Source organism: Candidatus Omnitrophota bacterium, from assembly GCA_028715965.1.
GTDB lineage: Bacteria > Omnitrophota > Gorgyraeia > Tantalellales > Tantalellaceae > JAQUQS01.
This window is the reverse complement of record JAQUQS010000006.1, coordinates 107,791-127,804: the sequence shown is the minus strand read 5'-3', so window position 1 is coordinate 127,804 and position 20,014 is coordinate 107,791. Positions and strand designations below refer to the sequence as shown.

Genomic DNA, 20,014 nt, shown 5'->3' with positions numbered 1-20,014 from the left:
GACCCCCGGCCGTCGAGAGCGTACCGCTTATCCCGAAGTCCGCCTTCATGTCCGGCGACATCTCCCTGAGGAGCTCGGCCCAGGCTTTTTCTATATCCAGTTGTTCCTGCCTGGCCTGGGGTGAAGTGAGAAGCAGCCGTATGACATCCTGCTCGGTGTTCGCTTCCCTGGCCCTTACGGCCTCATGGCGCGCGGCCGTCCGGTCCATCCTGTCCTGGATGATCGCTTCCTGGTATTTTTCCTTCCTGGCAAGCTCTACCGCACTGTCGGAATATACCGGGGCCCCCTGTCGGTCGTAGACCCTGTATCCCCTGCGGATAAGGCGCATAAGCTCCGTCCGGTCGGCCACGTACCTGTAGTTCATAACGTCTTTTTTGTTGCCCTGGGTCATCCTGAGGACCAGGTTGCCGGCACCCCGGCTTATCGGCATCATCTGGTACGTATACGCGTGATCTTTACTTACCTCCCTGCCCCTGTCGAGATACGTTTCTCTCCAGCTTATCCTTATCCTGTCTTCTCCCTGGGGCTCCGCGGACATCCACCTGACCGCTACCTGTCTCCCGTTATCCTCGGTAAGCGTTGTCGTACCGACCATATCCCTCATGTCGGATGTCGTACTGTATATGAGATCTCGCCTCTCCAAGAGGCCGAACGTCTGGTGATGCCACGCGCGCTCACCGTCCAGCGCACCGTCGACCATATGGCGTCCGTCCATACGTATGAACGCGTATCCGTCCATCAGGACCTCGTACGTCTCTTTGTCATCCGCATACGTAACGGTGGCCGGCGCTCTTTCCGGCAGGACTTCGAGGCTTGCCTTCGGCGCCTCTTCCCTGGCCCTGGCGGCCGCGGTCTGCCTCTGGAGCTCATTAAGGGATTCTTCCATTTCCCTGGCGTTCTCGCGCGCGGTTTCCAGCCGGAACCCGGCCTCTATGATCGCCTGCGCCTGTTCCAGGGTCTGGTTAAGCCCGTTCAGGTGTTCTTCTATCCTCATTTCTTCTTTTTCCTGCGCCGTCAAACCGGACACAAAAGAGCCCATCCGCCTCTCCAGGTTCGAAAGGGCCAATCTGTATTCACCCTCGTTCCTGAACGTTTCCACATCCTCCCGGAAACTCAGCACGGCCGTCCTGAGGTCGAAAAGCTGGCGGTCTATCTCTTTTCTGCGGGCATCTTTTCTGTTGAGTTTCATCACGCCGGTCGAGATCATTTCCTGCCGTACGCTGATAAAGCGCATCATGATCCTGTCAAGCGCCCTCAGGGACTCCATGTTTATCGGTTCCATGGTCTTCATGCCTCTCGACCCAAGGTCCCCTACAAGCGTCATCATCTCCCTTATAAGCGGAGCGGCTTCTTCATCGTTACGGGCGTCGAGAGCGCGTTCTATCCTCGGGATAAGGGCTTCGATCTTAACGAAATCTTCCCTCACGGCCGATATGGCCTCAAGCCCCTCTATCTGGTATCCAAGGACATCCGCCTCTTGTTCCAGGACGACCAGGGCCCTGACCTGGGCCATAGCCGCGTCGTCCAGTCCCGTATCGACGGGGAATACCGGCACGTTCGTCCTGGTAGCCTCATGCCATACGGTCTCGCCAAGCGAGCTTATGTCCCCCGCTTTTCCCACGGCTTCCTCGCTCATGGCTCCGCGTGTAGCCTGAGCCAGCTCCTGTACCCTGGCCCTCTCCAGCCTCAATAAGGCAAGAAGGGCTTCCACTCTGCTCTTTTCGTCGGAGTTCCCGGCCACGAGGCCGTCATAAGCCTTACGGGCGTTCTGGACGGGGGCTTCGAACTTCCCGATCACCGTTCCCAGTTCCGTGAAATAAGCGATATATGCGTTGTTGCGCTGTATGGCGACTTCCGCCTCGTCTATGCGGTCCTTCAGGGCGGTCTGCGCGACCTCATCCAGGCCGGCGCCCCTCTCCTCAAGTTCCTTCCTGGCCTCGTCCCTCATGGCCGTGGCCTCGGCGACAGCTTTTTCCGCGCGGGCTTTTATCTCCGAGATGTCTTCGGCCGTCAACAGACCTGCTGCGTTATCCATGAAATCCGCGGCAAGAGCGGGCCTTACCTCGGCGGCGGCCGCGGGTTCCGGGGCCGGCTCCGCCGTAGCAACAGTTGTCATCCCGGCCGCGCCTTCTATGGCGACCAGTTGCACCGCGAGAGCGCTCCTGGTATCCTCACCCAGCAGCGCCATGGCCCCGGGATATGTCTCCGCGAGTTCCCGCAACGTCCGGCTGGCTTCGTCCAGGTTCCTCTTCGCCCCGGCCGGTGCGAGTTTCTTTTCCGCGATATCGTTGAGCAGCGTTTCTATCCTGTTAATGCCGTCCCGCAACGCGGCCGGCTGCTGCTCCAGCGGCCTATTCATGTCCGGGAATATCCTTTCGGCTATCTGTGCCCTTGTATCCTGGCCGAAAAGCTCGAAAATGTTGGGGTACTTAGGAGCAAGTCCCCTGAGTATGCTGCTGACACGGGCTATCTTCCCGGTAGCCTGTTCGGTGCCGTCCCATGACTGGCTTATTTCCTCCATGAGCTTTTCCACTTCCGCCATACCGCTGGCGAGGTCCGCGGGCCTCTCGGCCATCGTTTCGATCCTCGAGGCCAATATATTCCTTGTGTTCTCGCCCATAAGGGACAGCACCTCGGGGTGTTCCGGAGCGAGCTCCCTCAATATGCGGGCCGCGGCCGCCAGTTTATCGGACACATCCTGCGGCATGGCACCGGGAATTGTGGCCTCTGCCATCAGCGCGTTTATCCTGTCAAGCCCCGCCGAGAGTTCCGCCGGCATGCCGGGAACCGCCTGCGGCTCTATTACGACCGGAGGCGTGCCGCCCATGGGGCCGCTTCCGGTGGCTCCGCCGGTAAGACCGCTCCCCCCGGCGGTGTCCGGACCGTCGACCGGCAGGGTAACCGAGGGTTCCGTAGTGACCGTCGTCTCCGGCGCCAAAGGCTGCTGCGACGTAGCGGCAAGGGCGATCCTGCTGAGATCCCTCGCGATCGCCCTCTGGTCCTGCTGGTTAAGTGTCCTTAATCTTTCCATCGCTTCAGCGTGTACCTGGACAGGCACGGTCTCCTGGGCGATCTGCGGCCCCATAATGGATATGGCCGAGCCTACGCCCATCATCGCCAGTCCCTGCCTTGCGGTAGCGTTCTCCAGTATCTTGTGGATAAGCCCCTTCGACCTGCCTCTTGAGGCGGACGCGGCCATGAAAAATATCACTATCGCGGCTATGACAGTAAGTGCCACGCCGCCGGCAACGAGCCAAGTCGCCAGGCTGAGCGCGTGTTTTCCCCATATCATCCCGGGTATCGTGGTCGTAGCCATGGCCCATGCCGAAAGCAGTATGACAAAGCTTACCATCGAGATCTTGACCGCGGACTCGGCGAAGCCCAGGAGTCTCGGCTTCTCCAGGAGCCTTTTTTCCAGAGACGACATCTTCATGCTGAGCTTGTATGAACTCGTCAATGTCAGGGCTATCTTTATCGCGAACGGCACCACAGCCACGAACTGCAGCATGGCCCCCGAAAGAAACCATGCCCCGCCCGAATAGACGATAAGCGCGAGCGCCGGCGCAGCCACCAGTAATGCGAGACCGTAACCCGTGAGGGCCCTCCTGTCGAACGTCTTCTCGTCACCGTGGAACTTCCTGGCTATGGCCCTTGAAGCGATAAGCGCCGCTATGATCGCGAACAGGCCTATCCCGCCGGCTACCGGCGACGCTTTCATGAGGAACGCCGACCCGGCCACGCCTACGGCGGACACGAGGCCCGTTAACAGCGCGCCGGTATCCAGCCGGGAATACCCCCGCGAAAGGTCTTCCGGGGAAAGCTCCTTTTTAGAGGAATAAATATAATATGTAATGCCTTTTGCCGCCAGCGCGATGATGCCGGCGAAAACGGCGCCGGCGAATATGCCCGAAAGCGACACCATGGATGCCGGCGAGGTGATCATGGCAACGACCCCGGCAACCGCAAGCGCACCGGCCGCCGCGGTCGCGAGGAAACCTAAAAGGGACAGCACGAACTGGTAAAGCACGAAACTCCCTACGGCTTTTGCCTTGTTCCCGCGGTAAGTGCCGTCCATCAGCTTTATGATATCTTCTACCGGCTTCGGATGCGCGGTAGCCTTTTTGAGGTAAGTCTTCGAGAACGCGACCACGCCTATAAGAATAACGACCGCCGCTATCATCAGTAGGGACACGTATTCGCCGCCCAGGAACGGGAAGAGGTTGTTAAGCCCGGCTATTATCTCGTTGCGCCCGATGCCGCCTTCCGCCTGGGCTTTAAGCATATCGGCGAGTCCCAGCCGGTTATTGACCAGGTATATGAGCCCTATGACCACGGCGGCTTTCAGGAGGAAGCCCACCGCGCGGAACACGTTCCCTTTCGCGCGCAGCCTCGCAGCGTGGTCCGCCGCGCTGGCCTGCTGTTCGTCCCTGCCGAAAAGCACCGTGAATATCGCGTTACCCGACGCGGTCTTTACCGCCGCTACCGCGTCCTCTCCCAGCTTTATAGCCAGCGAGTCCCTCTGCGCTTCAAGCGGCGTACCCACCGCTCCCGACAGAGTGCTGAGCGCGTTCATCTCGCGCCTCATTATCTCTTTTTTGGTCAGGAAGTCCGTCCTCTCCTTCCTGGCGGTCGCGAAAGCTATCTCCGCCGCGCTGGCCCTTACGAAACGTCCCATTATCTCCCTGAAGGCGTCAGCGCTCCCTGAGACCGCGAGAGCGACCGCGAGCGAGTTAATGCTCTCTTCGCCGAACCTTTCTGGCGTCATATTGAACGTTACGGCCAGCGCTTCCCTTATGGCGTTCACCCTCTCCGCGTCTCCCGTCGCCTGTGAAGCGAGGAACATCCTGTCCGTCGTCGTAACATAATAGTTCCTGATATCGGGGTCCGACATCATGTCGTCGAAAGCGGCATCCACGTCTGACCTTATGTTGTCTTCGCTTGAAAGTTCCGTCATCTCGCCGCGGAAGCCTTGCAGCGTGCTTTCGGGCTCAAGTTCCCTCATGTCACGCGCTATACGGTCGTTGAACCGTATGTTCTTGTACCTTTCTATCGCCCCGGAGAGCCGTTCGGCGTTCTCCGCGCCCTGGTCCCCGTTATAGGCGTTAAGCGCTTCTATGATGCCGTCTATCGCGGACTTCGCCTCCGTACCTTCCTGGCGGTCGCGGAGCCCCCTGAAATATCCGGAGTTGTAGTGCCTTTTTACAAGCCCCGGTTCGCCGGCGCGGGCTATACGGCCTACCAGCTGCTCTTCCTCTATGTCGAAGTCCTCGGGATACAGGAGGTGAAGCACTATACCTTTTTCCCAGTTCCCGTTCTCCTCGTCTATCCTGGGGCTGGTACCCCTTACGTTCGCGTTGTCGATTATCGTGATAACGCCGCGCTTACCGGCATTAGCCACGTACGCTTCCTTCGTCGCGCTGTCTATGTCCCCGGCCAGCACCTGTACCGTGGCCCCCGGTATCTGTGTTCTTACAAGTTCCGCTACCGTTTCCGCGTCCTCGACCCTGACCTTTATGATTTGGCCGGCGTCCATATCCTTCTTGAGCTCTTCCAGCAGTTTTTCACGCGCGGCGGCCTCGTCCGCGGACGCTATTATCGGTACTTCCTGTCGGTTGTTCCTGAAATCATGTCCGACGGCATCTTCACTTATGACCTTTATTTCGGGAAGGATGCCCTCACCGGTGTAGAGCTCGCCTACCGTCCTCGCGCCCGTAGCCGACGTGCCTCCTATATTGCGCGTGCCGTCCGTACCGGTGAAACTCGCGAGTGAAAGGAATTCCGATATCGGGCGTTCGGATATGGTCTCCTTCTTTCCCCTGGGCCCTATGCCGTTAAGTAGCCGCAAGGCGTCGCTTATATCGGCCATTTCCCGGCCGAACATAAGAAGGTCCGTCTGGGCGTCCCTTGGGACCACGTCGCCGCCGCGTATCTCGTAATCGCGTCCTTTTTCCCAGCTGAATTTCGCGGTATAAAGGGCTTCCATCATGCGGACCCACGTATCGAAAGGCACATCGGCAAGTTCCGGCGTTCCCGCTTTCACCGCCGAGACCATCTTCCCGAACCTCGCCTTACCGCCGAAGAACGGGAACCCCGTAAGTGTTACCTGTTTCTGCCTGTCCTTCGCCTTCCTTATAGTTAAGGCGCCTTTATCCTCCAGCTCCGCAAGCCTTCCCGCGGCCATGAGCTCGTGCAGTTTTTCCATGACGGCCAGTTCTTTAGCCGCCGCGCTGTCGGTCTCACCGGAAATGACGCATTTTTCCGTAAGGTTCAGCGCGACCGTATCGAACTCGTCTATCCACACACCTCTTGTCCCCGGGGTGTTGAACGCCCGTACCATCGCGGGGTTATCCTGCTCCTGCGATATGAAGTTAAGGTTATAATAGGTGCTGACCGCCCATCTGGCGTTGGCGAAGAACTCTTCTTGCGACACTGTGTTGAACCGACCGGCGTTGTGATCGTATAAGTAAAAATCCTTACCGCCGGACATGTTGTCCACGATATAACCACCGGTCCAGTCCGCACCGATGGCCGCGAACATCCCGGCCATGGCTTTCGCATCCCTTGCTACAAGGTCGTCCGTTCTCGTGACGATGTGCTGGCAGAACCCGGTTATCCCTTCCGCGTCCTTTTGGCGAAGCTTCACATGCACGGCCGCGGAGATCATGTCCTGTTTTCCGGTACCGGTGGATTTCTCCACAAAACGCCCGCCTCTGACAAGATGCAGGGCGCCCACCCACTGGCTTCTTAATAGACCGTATTTACGTCCGTATCCTTCCCAGGCCTCGTTCATCCATCCAATAAGTTCCGGTTTCCCGCTGACCCATTCTCGGAGTTCAGCGTCATTTATATTTTCCAGGCGTACCCTGTGGGATTCCACGTTGCTGTCTTCCAGCCTGTCCTCGAACGATATCGGAGCGGCTTCTGCCCCTCCCATCCTAACGGGAGAAGCCCTTACACCCGTGACCGCGGGAACCGGTGTAGGCGCGGGTGCTACCACAGCTATTTCCAGCATAGCGGCGAAATCATCCCCATTCATGCGAGCGAGTTCCAGCAGGCCGTTGACCGTGGACGGGGCTCTATCCCCAAGCGCTTGTTTCCTTTCGGTCATCGCCCTCAATACCGGCGTACTCACACCAAGAAGCGATATGCCCCTGCCGTTGTATATATCGATACCGGCCGCGTCTATAAGTTCTATCCTTTCAACCAGGTTTATCTGCGTGGAGGCGGCCAACCCGTTAAGATAATCCGGAGTGCCGGGGCCTGTTTTTATACCCAGTATTTCGAGGACCTCCCGGTTGTCCATAGCGCGCGCGAGACGCGCTTTCTTGTTTATCTCCGACATAATGGCCGTTACTTCCGCGTACAGTTTTTCCACTTGCGGCCTCTTGCCCCGGCTAACGAGATCGCCCTGGTCATCGTATTCATCTGTCAATCTCAGAGATGATACGCCTTTCTGGTACCCCGTAAGCGTTTTAGCGAGATACCATTTGGCGCGGTTCAGCATGGCGAACGCGTGGGACTTAGCGGCCTTTTCGACATCAAGATCCATTCCCTTCTCTGAGCGCTCCGCCTCGAAAGCGTTCCTCGCCGCGCGGAGGATAGCGTCGAAATTGGATTCATCTATAAGATTCTTGTTCCGCGTGGACATCAGCCAAAGAAGCGCGCCCTGGGACGTACTTTCCATAAGGAGAAAATCATGGATATCCTTCACCATAAGGGCCATTTCTTCGGCCTGTACGTCGTCGCTGTCCAGGATGGCGTGTCCTATCTCATGGTTGATCAACCATGCCAGGCCCGGAAGGAAATCGCTGGTCCCATATTTTATCCAAGGCTTGTCGGACGTCCTCGCCAGAGAAAGTATCCCTTCAAGGATATTCTCGTCCATCTCTATAACACCGTCGTTAGTGTTTACATGCAACCCGCCTGCCATTTTCTCTCCCGGCTTCGGCTTCAACCCTTTTCTCATGGCAAAAGCCAGCGTTCTCCCATCTTCCCTGGCCTTACTGGAAAGGGACGCCATCGCTGGACGGAGGTCCGTGAATACTTTCCCCATAAGACTGGCATATCTTTCATCCATCCCGGAAAGATCTATGTTCCCGTCCGGATCAAAATTCGCCGCGAAAACCACCTCGCCTGTCGCGGCTCCTGGCATTTTCACCGGTGATGTCCTGACCCCAACGGCGACCGACCGGCCAGGCTGCGCGAGAAGTTCCCTGAGTTCAGAAACCTCCCTTAAGTTCTTTATCTTGGATAAGAGCGCGTCGTTCTCGATCTCGGCCATAAGCCCGTGCGCGCGGGACGTTAGCTGGTCGATATCCGCTTGTATGAACTCTTTCCCGTCAGTTGCGGTAGCCTGCATCGCGTCCATTTCCATAATATCAAGCACGGCCATAGCGGCAGCGGCCTGGTAGATCCTCTGCCTGAACCCGTCCTGGAGCCTCGCGGGGATAGCCAAGTTTATCTCGGCATCGTTGGCTATCTGGGTCATGATCTTCCTGGCTTCGGCAATATTTTCCGCCAGTCCTTTCTGGTTCTTCGCGGCCATGTTACGGTCCATGGCCATGGCCACCTTCGAAATAGCCTGTTTAGTGTCTTCTCTTTTGGGATGCGCCTGGCGGTGCAGCTCCTCATATTCGGATCTCGCTTTTTTAAGGACATTAGCGCTGAGCAGTTTGACCATCTGCTCGCACAAAGGAGCGACGTTATCGCCCTTTTGCCTGTGCGCCTCTATCTGGCGTGATAATTTTCTGGCGTTATCAAGCAATATCTCCGCCTGCAGGTTCTCTTCGAAATCGCCGTCTTCCTTTATGGATAACAATTGCATCTCAGCTACCACGATTATATCGTTGAGCTCGTCGACACCGCCTTCCTTAGCCATCATACGGCTCAACCAGACCGCAGCCGAGACCTTGGCCTGGCTGACGGCTACCATGCCTTTTTCAAGGCTGGCGGCGTTCTTCTCATTCGGCGTGTCGAGTATCATCTGAAGCTGCAGAACGGTGGTCATGAATTGCGTAAACGGCCCTTTATCCACGAAGGAGTCCCTCAAGAACACTAACGCCTGTTCGTTAATCTCCTTACGCATAGCGGGCGTGACCGGCACCGGCTTACGCGCGGGCTTTTTCTCGGCCTCGATCGCTATAGGCCCTTCCTCGGCAGGCGCAGTAACGGGCTGTTCTTTTTTCGCCACAACTACTTCCTCCGCGGGTTTTTCTTCCGCGGTCCCCGCCTTATATTTCCTTATAAGGTGCTGGACGCCGTAGACTATGGCCGCTATGACCACAAGCCCGATAAGACCCTCTACAGAGAAAATACTGGCTTGTACCACATGGCCTTCAACAGCGGGTTGAGCTCCGCGTGTAGCAAAGTACAGATATCCGCCAGCCATAAGCAATATGGTCCTGAGCACACCCTCGAGTCTGTAATAGGTCCTGAAGAAATGAAGGCCCTTATCCCCTGTCCCCTTATGGTAGTTCATGTACCAGTAGTTATAATATCCCGTATATGTACCGGGAAGCGGGGCGTTCACTCTTGTATACATAAGTCTTGCAAGAAGCGCGGCGAACCTGTCGTTCTCCACCAGCATGCGCCCCATGGCTTCCTCGTCCCGGCAGAGGTCAAATATTTCGTTCGAGTCCAGGCCAAGGTCCCGGAAGGCCCTGTACGCGTCGTCATGCACTTTTGAGTTTATGTTATGGATAACATCTATGGCGGTCTTGGGTTCCATCTGGAAAAGGCCCCTGCCGGCACCACCGGCACGTTGTACCCTTTCCTCAAATCCTGATTCAAGAGCCGCGGTCAGTATAAGAAGGTTCTTCGCCCTCTTGATGCCTTCAAAATCACCGTGATGATATTTGGTCTTGTCCGTATACCTCACGGCCCAATCTATGGCTTCTTCGGCTTTTCCGACTTCCGCCGGGGCCGTTTGCACATACTGCTGGAAATATTTATTCTGGACGATATAAGCGGTCGGCGTGCTAACAGCGGTACTCGCTAGCACCATAAGAACGGCGTATTTGAGCATCCTGCTTCTGGGTACCGACAGGCCTTCCCCCCTGTGGCGTATCTTCTCGATAAGGTACATGATCGGTGCCTGGAGAAGCAACATGGCCACGAACACTCCCACGAAGATCATCCCGCCGGCTTCTCCCAGGCCAGCCATCATAGGCATGCCCTGGCCCATTCCATCAACGGCATTACCGGCAGACCCCGTTAGTAACGATAGGAGCTGTGCTACGATGATCGCCGAGAACAAAAGAGCAACGGCGCCGCTTATTCCTGGACCCGAAGGAGGCGCGCGATCAGTGATCTTAAGTGCGATCTCCCCGCCCCTTTGCGCGCTTCTTTCCGATATCACGAAAGACCCCGGAACAAGGCTGGCCAGATCCACGGCCGCTATCACGTTCCCGTCGAGCGTTACGCGCACATCCCGGTCTGACAAAGCGTTCAAGATAACATCCGCGCGTTCACGCCCGGCATCCGCGATTATTTTTGCGGCCGACGCGTTATCGGCGACAAGCATTCTCACGGCGTCTATTCTCCCCGCCACTTCGTCAACAGCCATTTGCCCGGCGGTTGAATTCGCGTTGAGGTCTTCCAGCGTCCCGGCCAGCTCATCCGCGGCGGTTCCCGGCGATACTATCGCCAGATCCATCACCCTGTCGATCTCGGATATGATCTCACGCTCGGTCACGGTCACGGTCACGGCTACTTCCGGCTCTTCGACAGCGACTATCTCCGCTTCGACCACCGGGGCCGGTTCTTCCGGCGCTATTTGTATGCCTTTTTCCGCGATCATCACGTTAACTTTACCGATAACAGTATCTATGTTGGCGTCCGTTACCTCTATGCCTTTGCTTCTAAGGCGCGCGGCGGCCTTTTCCCTCAACTCCTCATTTTCCATATCCGTATCATTCACTCGTATCCTGCCGGCCAGCACTCCATCCAGTATGCTTTCGGCCACGGCGTCGAAACGAAGGTCCTGTACGGTCGTCTCGAGCGCGGTGAGCCTTTCTCCTATAAGTTCTTCTTCGGGCACGCCCTCGCGTTGCATCTGACGGGCGATCGCCTCTCTCTGCGACCGCGAAGGTGCCTCGAACTTCTCAAGCTCTCCGTCCTTTACCACAGCTATGAAAAGGCCATCCTTGTCGGCGATGACCGTGTCCCTGCCCATTTGCGCTACATATATCCCGTCCATGAACGCGTCAAAATCCTCAGGCGTAAGTGAATAATCGGCTTTGTACCTGCCCCTGTAGGCCTCTTTCCATTTCCCTATGAGCTGTCTGGCTTCCCTGGCCCCAAAAGTCTGCGCTGATCGTGCGACAAAATCATAACACCCTTTTTTCAGCGCCATTATGTCCTTTTCCATAAGATCGGAAAGGAGTTCCACGGATATCTCGTACCGCGCGGCATCAAGCAGTTTCTTATAGTCGCTCCCCTTATTGGTCAATACGGCCACATAAGGTCTTTCTTTCCCTCTCTCGAACTTCGGGACCACTACAAGATATGACAGGTGGTTCTTCCGCATAAGCTCGGTAAGGCCTTCTGTATGGTATCCGCCGGTTATAAGCGCGGCGACATGCTTGTCCTTTTTCTTCATATCCATGAGGGTATTGGCTATAATGGCGTTATTCCTGGCCTCAGCGTCCTCATAGAACCCGAGAGCGTCCTCGACCTCATTGAACACCTCACCGAGATCATATCCGCCGTTTACGGCAACACCATATTTAAGGCATTTATCTTTAATGAACGACGCGCAAGACGCGGGGGTGTATTCCGTGTAATGGTCCCTTATCTGGATATACTCGTGATTGGATATTTCCATGCTGTATAGGCTTTTAAGGAGCCTTACCAGTCTTGTCATTTTATTGAGAGTTCTTTCGTCCTCGTTGCGGTATAATTTTTCCCTTACTTTGTCCTCAAGGCCTTCCAGTTCCCTGTACAACTGGAGCAACTCCACCGACTCGAAAAGCGCCACGTATCTGGCGAACCTTATGAGGTCCTGGTAATCTTCCGAAGGTATTTTGTACTCCTCAGCGAGAGATATGAGATATTTGTGGTATTCGGCCTGGGACAATTTGGAATTCTTGAAAGCCAGCGACCTCAGGACTAGCTTCTCCAGCTCATCTTTGGCTATTGTCCTGGTAAGCGCGTCGATCAGAAGCCTTCTCTCCCTGTTGGCTTTATCGAAATCTATCTCTTTCTCCATTTCTACGGATCCCGCAAGTTTACCCAGCTCTTTATCGTCCGAGTAATCAGCTCCGTACTTATCGGCAGCTGTACTCATGAATTGCCAATAGTCGGTAAAAGAAAGTCGTCCTTCCTTGTGCTCCAGGCATTTGTCGTTAAGTTCCGCGAGTTCTTTCGAGCATATGGCCTTTTCCATAGCCCCGATCTGGGAGAGTAGACCGTTCACGTTCTCGACCCGTCGAGCTCGATCGCCCGCTACACGCCTGAAACTGTCGAGGTTCTTCTGGTAAAGATCGCTATTCTCCACGCCAAAAAGCTCGACCTCGTCATTATCGCGTGTAATGGCGAAAAATTCCCCGGCACCTATCAGGCCTTCGCTCATGAGGGATGCGGTGCCTTCGTCCCTGATCTTTTTGTCCGGGAACGAGCTTAATATGGCGGTATTGATGGCGCCGCTCCCACCCTCGACGGCGATAAGGTCCAGGTCGTAGTTCGTGACAAGTGAATCAAGAAGGTTAACTATGGAATACTGCGCAGATAAAGATTCATGTGCGTCCTGCACATGTATTATGACATCCTCGCCGCCGTTCATTACGGTTTCCTGGGTTTCGGCCACATCGTAGGGGATATTTATCTCATTGATCCTGAGCCCTTGTTCGTATTCGGCGGAGTATGGGTTCGCCTGCGTCCAGACCGGCCTGCCATTCTCGGCCCAGCCTGCTTGCTGGTGTACCATAAGTACGGAAAGGACGATGCTTACGCATCGTATCAGGGTCCGGTGGCGATGCTTCCACCCAACCACACTATAATCGTTCTCGTTTGTCTCCCCAGCCGGATGCAGGTTCTGCGCAAAACCTTTTTTTGCATCTCCGCTCGGGATAACCCTAGCTAAGCTATTGTTATTCATAGCATACCTTCCTGTATTTTAACAAACTTTGTTATTACTTAACCCTGATATAGTATAGCATTTTTTGGTCACGGGTCAATTGGAAATAACCGGCTTTTTATTTGCTAACGTCTTCTCAATGTTTTCTTGTAACTATTAGATAATACACAATTATAAAAGCACATCACGCCTAAACCTGATATTTTCTAACTTTTTTAAACTTAACAATATAATGTTGATTATTTAATTATATCATATAGTAATAATGAGTCAACGCATTAAAGGTAAATTTTTTGATACTAACAGGGTCTGATTCTAGGACATATAAAAAGCCGGACAGGCAATAAATACGCCTGTCCGGCTAAGTTTTTGTCCCATAACAAGTTATGAACTATATGAACTCATCGTCTTCGGGTGGCTTTTCTTCTATGTCCTTTGTCGCGCGGAATGGCAGGCTGGCAATGACCAGCTTGAAGTATTTCGGTATGTTCACTATCCCCCTCTTTAGGCTTTCTTTCGTAAAAGCCTTTCTAACTATCGACCCGAACTGCTCAAATATGGAGTATATGGCCGGGACCATGACAAGCGTGAGCGGCGTAGAGAACAAAAGCCCGCCAATAACCGTTATAGCCAGGGGATTCCATAGATTGGACCCCTCACTTTTGTCCAACGCCATGGGCAGAAGCCCGAATATGGTGGTCCCGGTGGTCATAAGAACAGGTCTTAACCGGTCCCTGGCGGCCTGTATAAGTATCCTGAACATATTCCGCCTCTGGACCTTAAGCTCATTAGCATGTTCGACCAGTATAATACCGTTGTTCACAACTATACCCGCAAGCATCATCATCCCGATCAGGGCCCCCATACCCACGGTGGTCTTTGTCATATACAAAGCCCCTATCGCGCCTATGGTAGCGAGCATCACGGTCACCATTATTATGAACGGCTGCCTGTAAGACTCGAATATGGACGCCAGAACCAGGTAGATCAGGACTATGATGACCACGATCGTCATCCCGAATTCACTCTGGGTCTTCATCAGAGTAGGGTAATCCCCTCCTATCTCATAAAAATAATCTTCCGGGAGCTTCAGGTCCACAAGTTCCTTGTCCAATATTTGCGCGGCCTGCCCCAATGATAGTTCCCCAACGTTCGCGCTCACCTGTATCATCCGGGCCCTGTCTTTCCTCCAGATCTCACTCGGACCAAGGCCATACTCAAAATCCACTATCTGGTCAAGCGCGACCCTGTCGTCCCCAGCCTTGGAAACCGAAAGGGAATGTATATCCTTGACGGTACGCCGGTCCTTTTCCTTCATCCTGACGATCGTTTCCACCTCGGCGGACCTGGTATGGAACATCGTTGCCCTTACACCGCGGACCTTAGCGTGCACCATATCAGCCACATCTTTGGTGTTAAAGTTGAAATGCGCGCTTTTTTGCTTATCTATCCTGAGATCTAGTTCCGGTCTTCCTTCACGCATACGTATCTTGGTGTCCGTAAAATAAGGGACACGACCCATCCTTGTGGTTATCGCTATGGCTATTTCCCTTAATATCTCGTAATCATGCCCAAAAACGTTAAGGATTATTTCCTTTGTCCCGACTTCCTGTTCTTCCTCGAAATATATGAACGCCGGCTGCAGCCTCTCCACCTTGGGCCGCAGGCTTTCTATGACCTCCGCCACCGATCTTTTCCTGGATTTCAGCCCGACCAGGTCGACATACACCTTGCTCGACCAGCCTTCTACCCTGGCGGTAAAGCTCTTCACTTCCGGCACTTCTCGCAATATCTCCTCCACATTCCTTACGATATCATCACTCGAATCGAGCTTTGCTCCCGTGGGCAGCTCTATGAATACCGTGAACTTGTTCTGTTCCGTGGTCCCCAGGTATTCTTTGCCCAGTTTTCCATAAATGAACATGGCCACGAAGAACAGGAACGTGGCTATTCCTATTATCATAAAACGCCTGCGGAACACGAAAAAAAGCGCTTTTTCCTGCAACGCGTAGAATGGTTTGAGGAACCCTTCCTTGACCTCCTGGGACATACCTCCTTTTTCCGCCACCTTTACCCTGGAGCTCATGAGCGGCACTATCATCAGCGCGACGAACAGCGACACACACAGGGAAAAAGTAACGGTCCATGCCACGCCCCCGTACAAAAGGCTCATGGATTTACTCACAAAAAGCATCGGGAGGAACACGATGACCGTTGTCAGGGTGGATGCGAATATTACCACATTCATCTCAGTACTTCCATTTATCGCCGCCTCAACCTGGTCCAGGCCTTGTTCGCTCTTTGTCACGATATTCTCGAAAACAACTATGGAATTATCGACCAGCATCCCGACGCCCAGCGCGAGCCCGAAAAGGGTTATGAAGTTTATCGTGAGGTCCATTATCGCGGGCACGAACATGTTCGACATATCCATAAGACCGAACGTTACTATGAGCGAGATAGGGATCGAGACCGCTACAATGAATATGGGCCGGTAACTTTTGAACAATAAGAGAAACCCCACAAGTCCGATCAGCAGTACATAGAGGAACAGCGGAGGCGCGAAAACGGACACGCCCAGTCCTACCGGAACTATATAAGCCGCGTGCCTCCCGAGTTTACCCATGAAAAGCATGAGTATGAAAATGATCATCGCGGCGCCCCTTAAAAGTGAGTCTTTCAAGTTAGATATGGACGTCCGGATGAACTCTGCCTGGTTCTTTGTAACAATGAGCTCTATATCATCCGGCAGGATCGTCCTCAACTCTTCGACACCCTCCAGGATGGCCTGCGATACCTTTATGGTATTGGCCTTGGATTCCTTCTGGACATACACGGACACAATGGGCTTGATATTTATCCTGGCATACGTCTGCGGCTCCAGATAGGAATCCTTTACATCGGCAAGATCACGCACCCTGACCGTTGAACCGTCGGGCCTGGACAATACGACCGTTGACTTGATATCCTCAACGGTAACATATTGGCCGATGGCCCTTATAAGGACCTTTTTGTCCTCTTTCTCGAGTTCTCCCGTTAACAGGTTAAGATTGTTCGCGCCCAGCGCGGATATAAGCCTGTTAAGCGAAACCGCGTATCTTTTAAGCGCCTGTTCATCCGCTTCTATTATTATCTTGCGCTCCCTGCCCCCGCCGACCTCGACATTGGCCACGCCGTTTATCCTTTTTATCCTCTCCTTGATATTCTCGTCGACGATCTTGCGCAATTCCTCCGTTGTCTTCTTCCTGCTCGTGACCGCGAATATGACTATCGGCACGTCTGTCTGGGAGAACTGCGCGATGATGGGTTTTTCCGCCTCTTTGGGCATCTTTTCTTTCACTTTGGCGAACTTTTCCCGAACCTCCATCGCGGCAAGCTGCATGTCTATGCCACGGTCAAAACTCAGAACGACCGTAGCTTCCCCTTCCTTGGATATGGACAGGACACGCTCCAGGTGAGAGACCGTACTTATTGCCTCCTCTATCGGTTTGGTCACCATTGTCTCGACCTCGGTCGGAGGTATGCCGCCGCGTATGTACATGATGATACTTATCTGGCCGAAGGAGACATCCGGGTAAAGCTCTACCGGAAGACGTGTAAGCGATATGACCCCCATAAGGCACAGGGCGGTAAATATCATTATCGTGGTAATAGGTTTTTTTATGGAAAAACTGGATAGGCTCATATTTCTATCTTTCCATGAGCGCGGGGACATGGCCGCCAGAGACACGTAGAGATCATCCCGCCGCTCATTTCACTGATACTTTCCGTATCCTGTTCCTTATTTCATGCTCAAGAACAAATATGGAAGGGATCACCACAAGGGTAAGGAAAGTGGACACCATAAGCCCGCCCATTACACTTACCGCCATGGGAGCCCTGAGTTCAGACCCTCTTCCGACAGCCAGGGCCATCGGGAAAAGACCAAGTACCGTCGTGAGCGCGGTCATGATTATCGGCCTTAACCTGGCAAGGCTGGCTTCAATTACGGCTTCTTTCATCTCTTTTCCCTGGGCCATAAGGATGTTCGTGTAATCGATCAGGACTATACCGTTATTGACGACTATACCGCCCAGCATTATGACCCCAAGAAGAGCGACCACGCTTATAGATGTATTCGTTACGTAAAGCGCGACAAGGACGCCTATGAGCGATAACGGCACAGTGAAAAGTATGATCAACGGCTGCGACAACGACTCGAATTGCGCTGCCATTATCATGTATACGAGAACAATGGAAAGTATAAGCGCGAACCTGAGGCTGTTAAAGGACTTTTTCATTTCCTCGGATTCACCCGTAAGTTTCACGACATACCCACTCGGTTTTTGCATGGCTTTCAGGCTCTTTTCTACCTCGCCGAAAACATCCGAAAGTTTTCGGCCGATAACGTTGGCCGAGACCGTCATGGTACGCTCCTGCCCCAGCCTTTTTATCTCGCTGGGGCCCTTGCCACGCGTGAATTCGGCAAGTTTAGACAGCAGGACCTGTGTTCCTCCGGGCGCGCTTATCTTTATCCTGTGGAGCTTGGCGTAAGAATCCCTGTCTTTCTCGCTCATCCGCACCCTGATATCGACCTCTCGCCCTTTTTCCTTGAACTGTGACGATATATATCCCCTGAGGACCATTTGAGCTATCCTTGCCAGATCCACCACGGAAATGTTATACAAGGCGGCTTTATCTTTGTTGATATTCACCCTTATTTCCGGGGAAGGTTCCGGGATATCATCCTCTATCCCGAAAATACCGTCTATCTTCTCAAGCCTTTTTTCGACTTCTTTGGCGATGCTTTCCATTACCTCCATTTTTTCGCCCTTGATCTCTACCATGATGGGCTTTCCTGAAGATCCAAATGCCCCCGAGATCATGCCTTGTTGCATGGAAAACTCTATGTTGGCCGCCTTCGCCTCCCTCAGCCTGGAAACTTTTTCCTTAAGCGCCACCACGACATCCCCCGTGGTCGTTTTTCTTTTCTCCTTAAGGTTCACAATTATCTCTCCCTGATGCGACCCCAGCCTTGTTATGAGGTCCTTCGCCGAATCGCCTGAAGTGGACCCGATCACCGAACTCACGGATTCCTCTTCCGGGACCTTCATGGCCTGGTCCTCTATCAGCCTGACGACCTTATCCGTATCGTCCAACTTGGTCCCTACCGGCATATCGACCTTTATCACGAACTGTCCCTGGTCGGTTTTTGGCATCAATTCTTTTTCAAGCCCGCCGAAAAGCCCAAAACTTGCCAGGAATATGAGAAACACACAGAATAAGCCTATACCCTTATGATCCAGGAAGAACCGCAGCATCTTTTCGTACCGCGTAAGCATCTGTTTCCATTTCTCTCCGCCGGCGAACGCCGCGGCGCCTTTTGCCGCTTCTTTGCTGTCCCCGCCGAGCTTACAGCTTAAAAGAGGGATCAGCGTCAATGCGACCCATAATGACCCTATCAGTGAAAAGGTCACGGTGAACGCCAATTCCTTGAAAAGCTGGCCGGCCACGCCAACAACGAACACCATAGGAAGAAAAACCGCTATCGTAGTAAGGGTGGATGCTACTATCGCGTTGGAAACCTCTTCAGCCCCTTCCGTAGCGGCTTGTTCCGGTGGTTTCCCCATCTCCCGATGGCGGAAGATGTTCTCCATTACGACTATCGCGTTATCGACCAGCATACCCACACCTAACGCCAACCCGCCCAGCGACATCATGTTTATCGAAAGCCCGCCGAAATACATGAACGTGAAAACGATCATGATGGATATAGGTATGCTCAAAGTAACTATGGCGGAGGACTTGACATTCCTCAAGAACACCAGAAGCACCAGGAAGGCCAGTATACCACCTTGGAACGCCGCGTCCCTTACCCCGTTTATCGCGTCCTTGATGAATATGGACTGGTCATGTATGACCTGGAGCTTTACATCTTTCGGCAATATCTTATGCAGGCGATCGAAAGATTGTCGGATACGGTTTATTACCTGCATGGTATTAGCCTGCGCCTGCTTCTGGATAGACACCGATACGTTCTCCTTGCCATTATACCTGGAATAGCTGCTTCTTTCCTTGAACGTATCCTTGATCTCAGCTATATCTTTTATGGCCACCATTTTAGGCGACGAACTCGATTTTCTTTCTTTCAATTTCTTGTCATAGGGCATCTCTCTCTGTTCCGGCTCTTCGTCGTTGTTCTTCACCACGACTTCCGGGATCTCGTCTATCGTAGAAAATTCCCCCAGGGTCCTTATAAGGTATTCATAAAAACTTTCCTTTATGGTGCCCGCCGGATAATTCAAGTTGGAATTGGTTATGGCGTCCGACACATCCAGTATCGACACGCCCATAGCGTTCATCTTTCCCTGGTCAACGGCAACAAGTATCTCCCTTTCGAGCCCGCCTTCGACCGACGCGGAGGCAACGCCATCAATCTTTTCGAGCTCTTCTTTTATGGTATCCTTCGCGATGCGCCTTAACTCAACAGGGCTCCTGTTCCCGGTAACGCTTATCGTCATTATAGGCATCTCGAACGGGTTAAAAGGCACAACAAGCGGTTCGGTGGAATCCCGGGGAAGCCTGGCCTTAACAAGGTCGACCTTTTCCCTCGTCCTCAATGAAGCGAAATCCATGTTCTGGTCCCAATCGAACTCCGCTATTACGAGCGATACACCTTCCTTGGATATGGACCTTATCATCTTGAGCCCGCTAACGGTACCGACACCCTCCTCTATAGGCTTCGTCAGGAGTGTCTCGACCTCTTCAGGAGCAGCATTGGCGTATCCCGTAAAAACCGTTAATTGCGGATATGTGATCGGCGGGAACAATTCCTGAGGGAGCTTCGTAAGCGAAATGAAGCCGAACAGCATCACACCTATGAATATCATCACGGTTGTGACTGGCTTTTTTGTCGAAAATTCAGGTAATCCCATATTTATGCTCGCAACTGTCTACAGG

General features: G+C 53.6%; 3 protein-coding genes. All 3 read right to left on the bottom strand.

Annotation, left to right across the window (positions count from 1 at the left end; all coding sequences use genetic code 11):
• Nucleotides 1-12,925, bottom strand: a 12,925-nt coding sequence (locus PHH49_04725; protein MDD5488250.1) for a hypothetical protein, incomplete at its 3' end; no start/stop codon positions are given.
• 541 nt (nt 12,926-13,466) lie between these two features.
• Nucleotides 13,467-16,760: an efflux RND transporter permease subunit gene (locus PHH49_04720; protein MDD5488249.1), complete on the bottom strand. Its 3,294-nt coding sequence runs from the start codon at nt 16,758-16,760 to the stop codon at nt 13,467-13,469.
• A gap of 64 nt (nt 16,761-16,824) precedes the next feature.
• Nucleotides 16,825-19,989 carry an efflux RND transporter permease subunit gene (locus tag PHH49_04715; protein ID MDD5488248.1) on the bottom strand — a complete coding sequence of 1,055 codons (3,165 nt, stop codon included), beginning with the start codon at nt 19,987-19,989 and terminating at the stop codon, nt 16,825-16,827.
• Between the last annotated feature and the right edge of the window lie 25 nt (nt 19,990-20,014).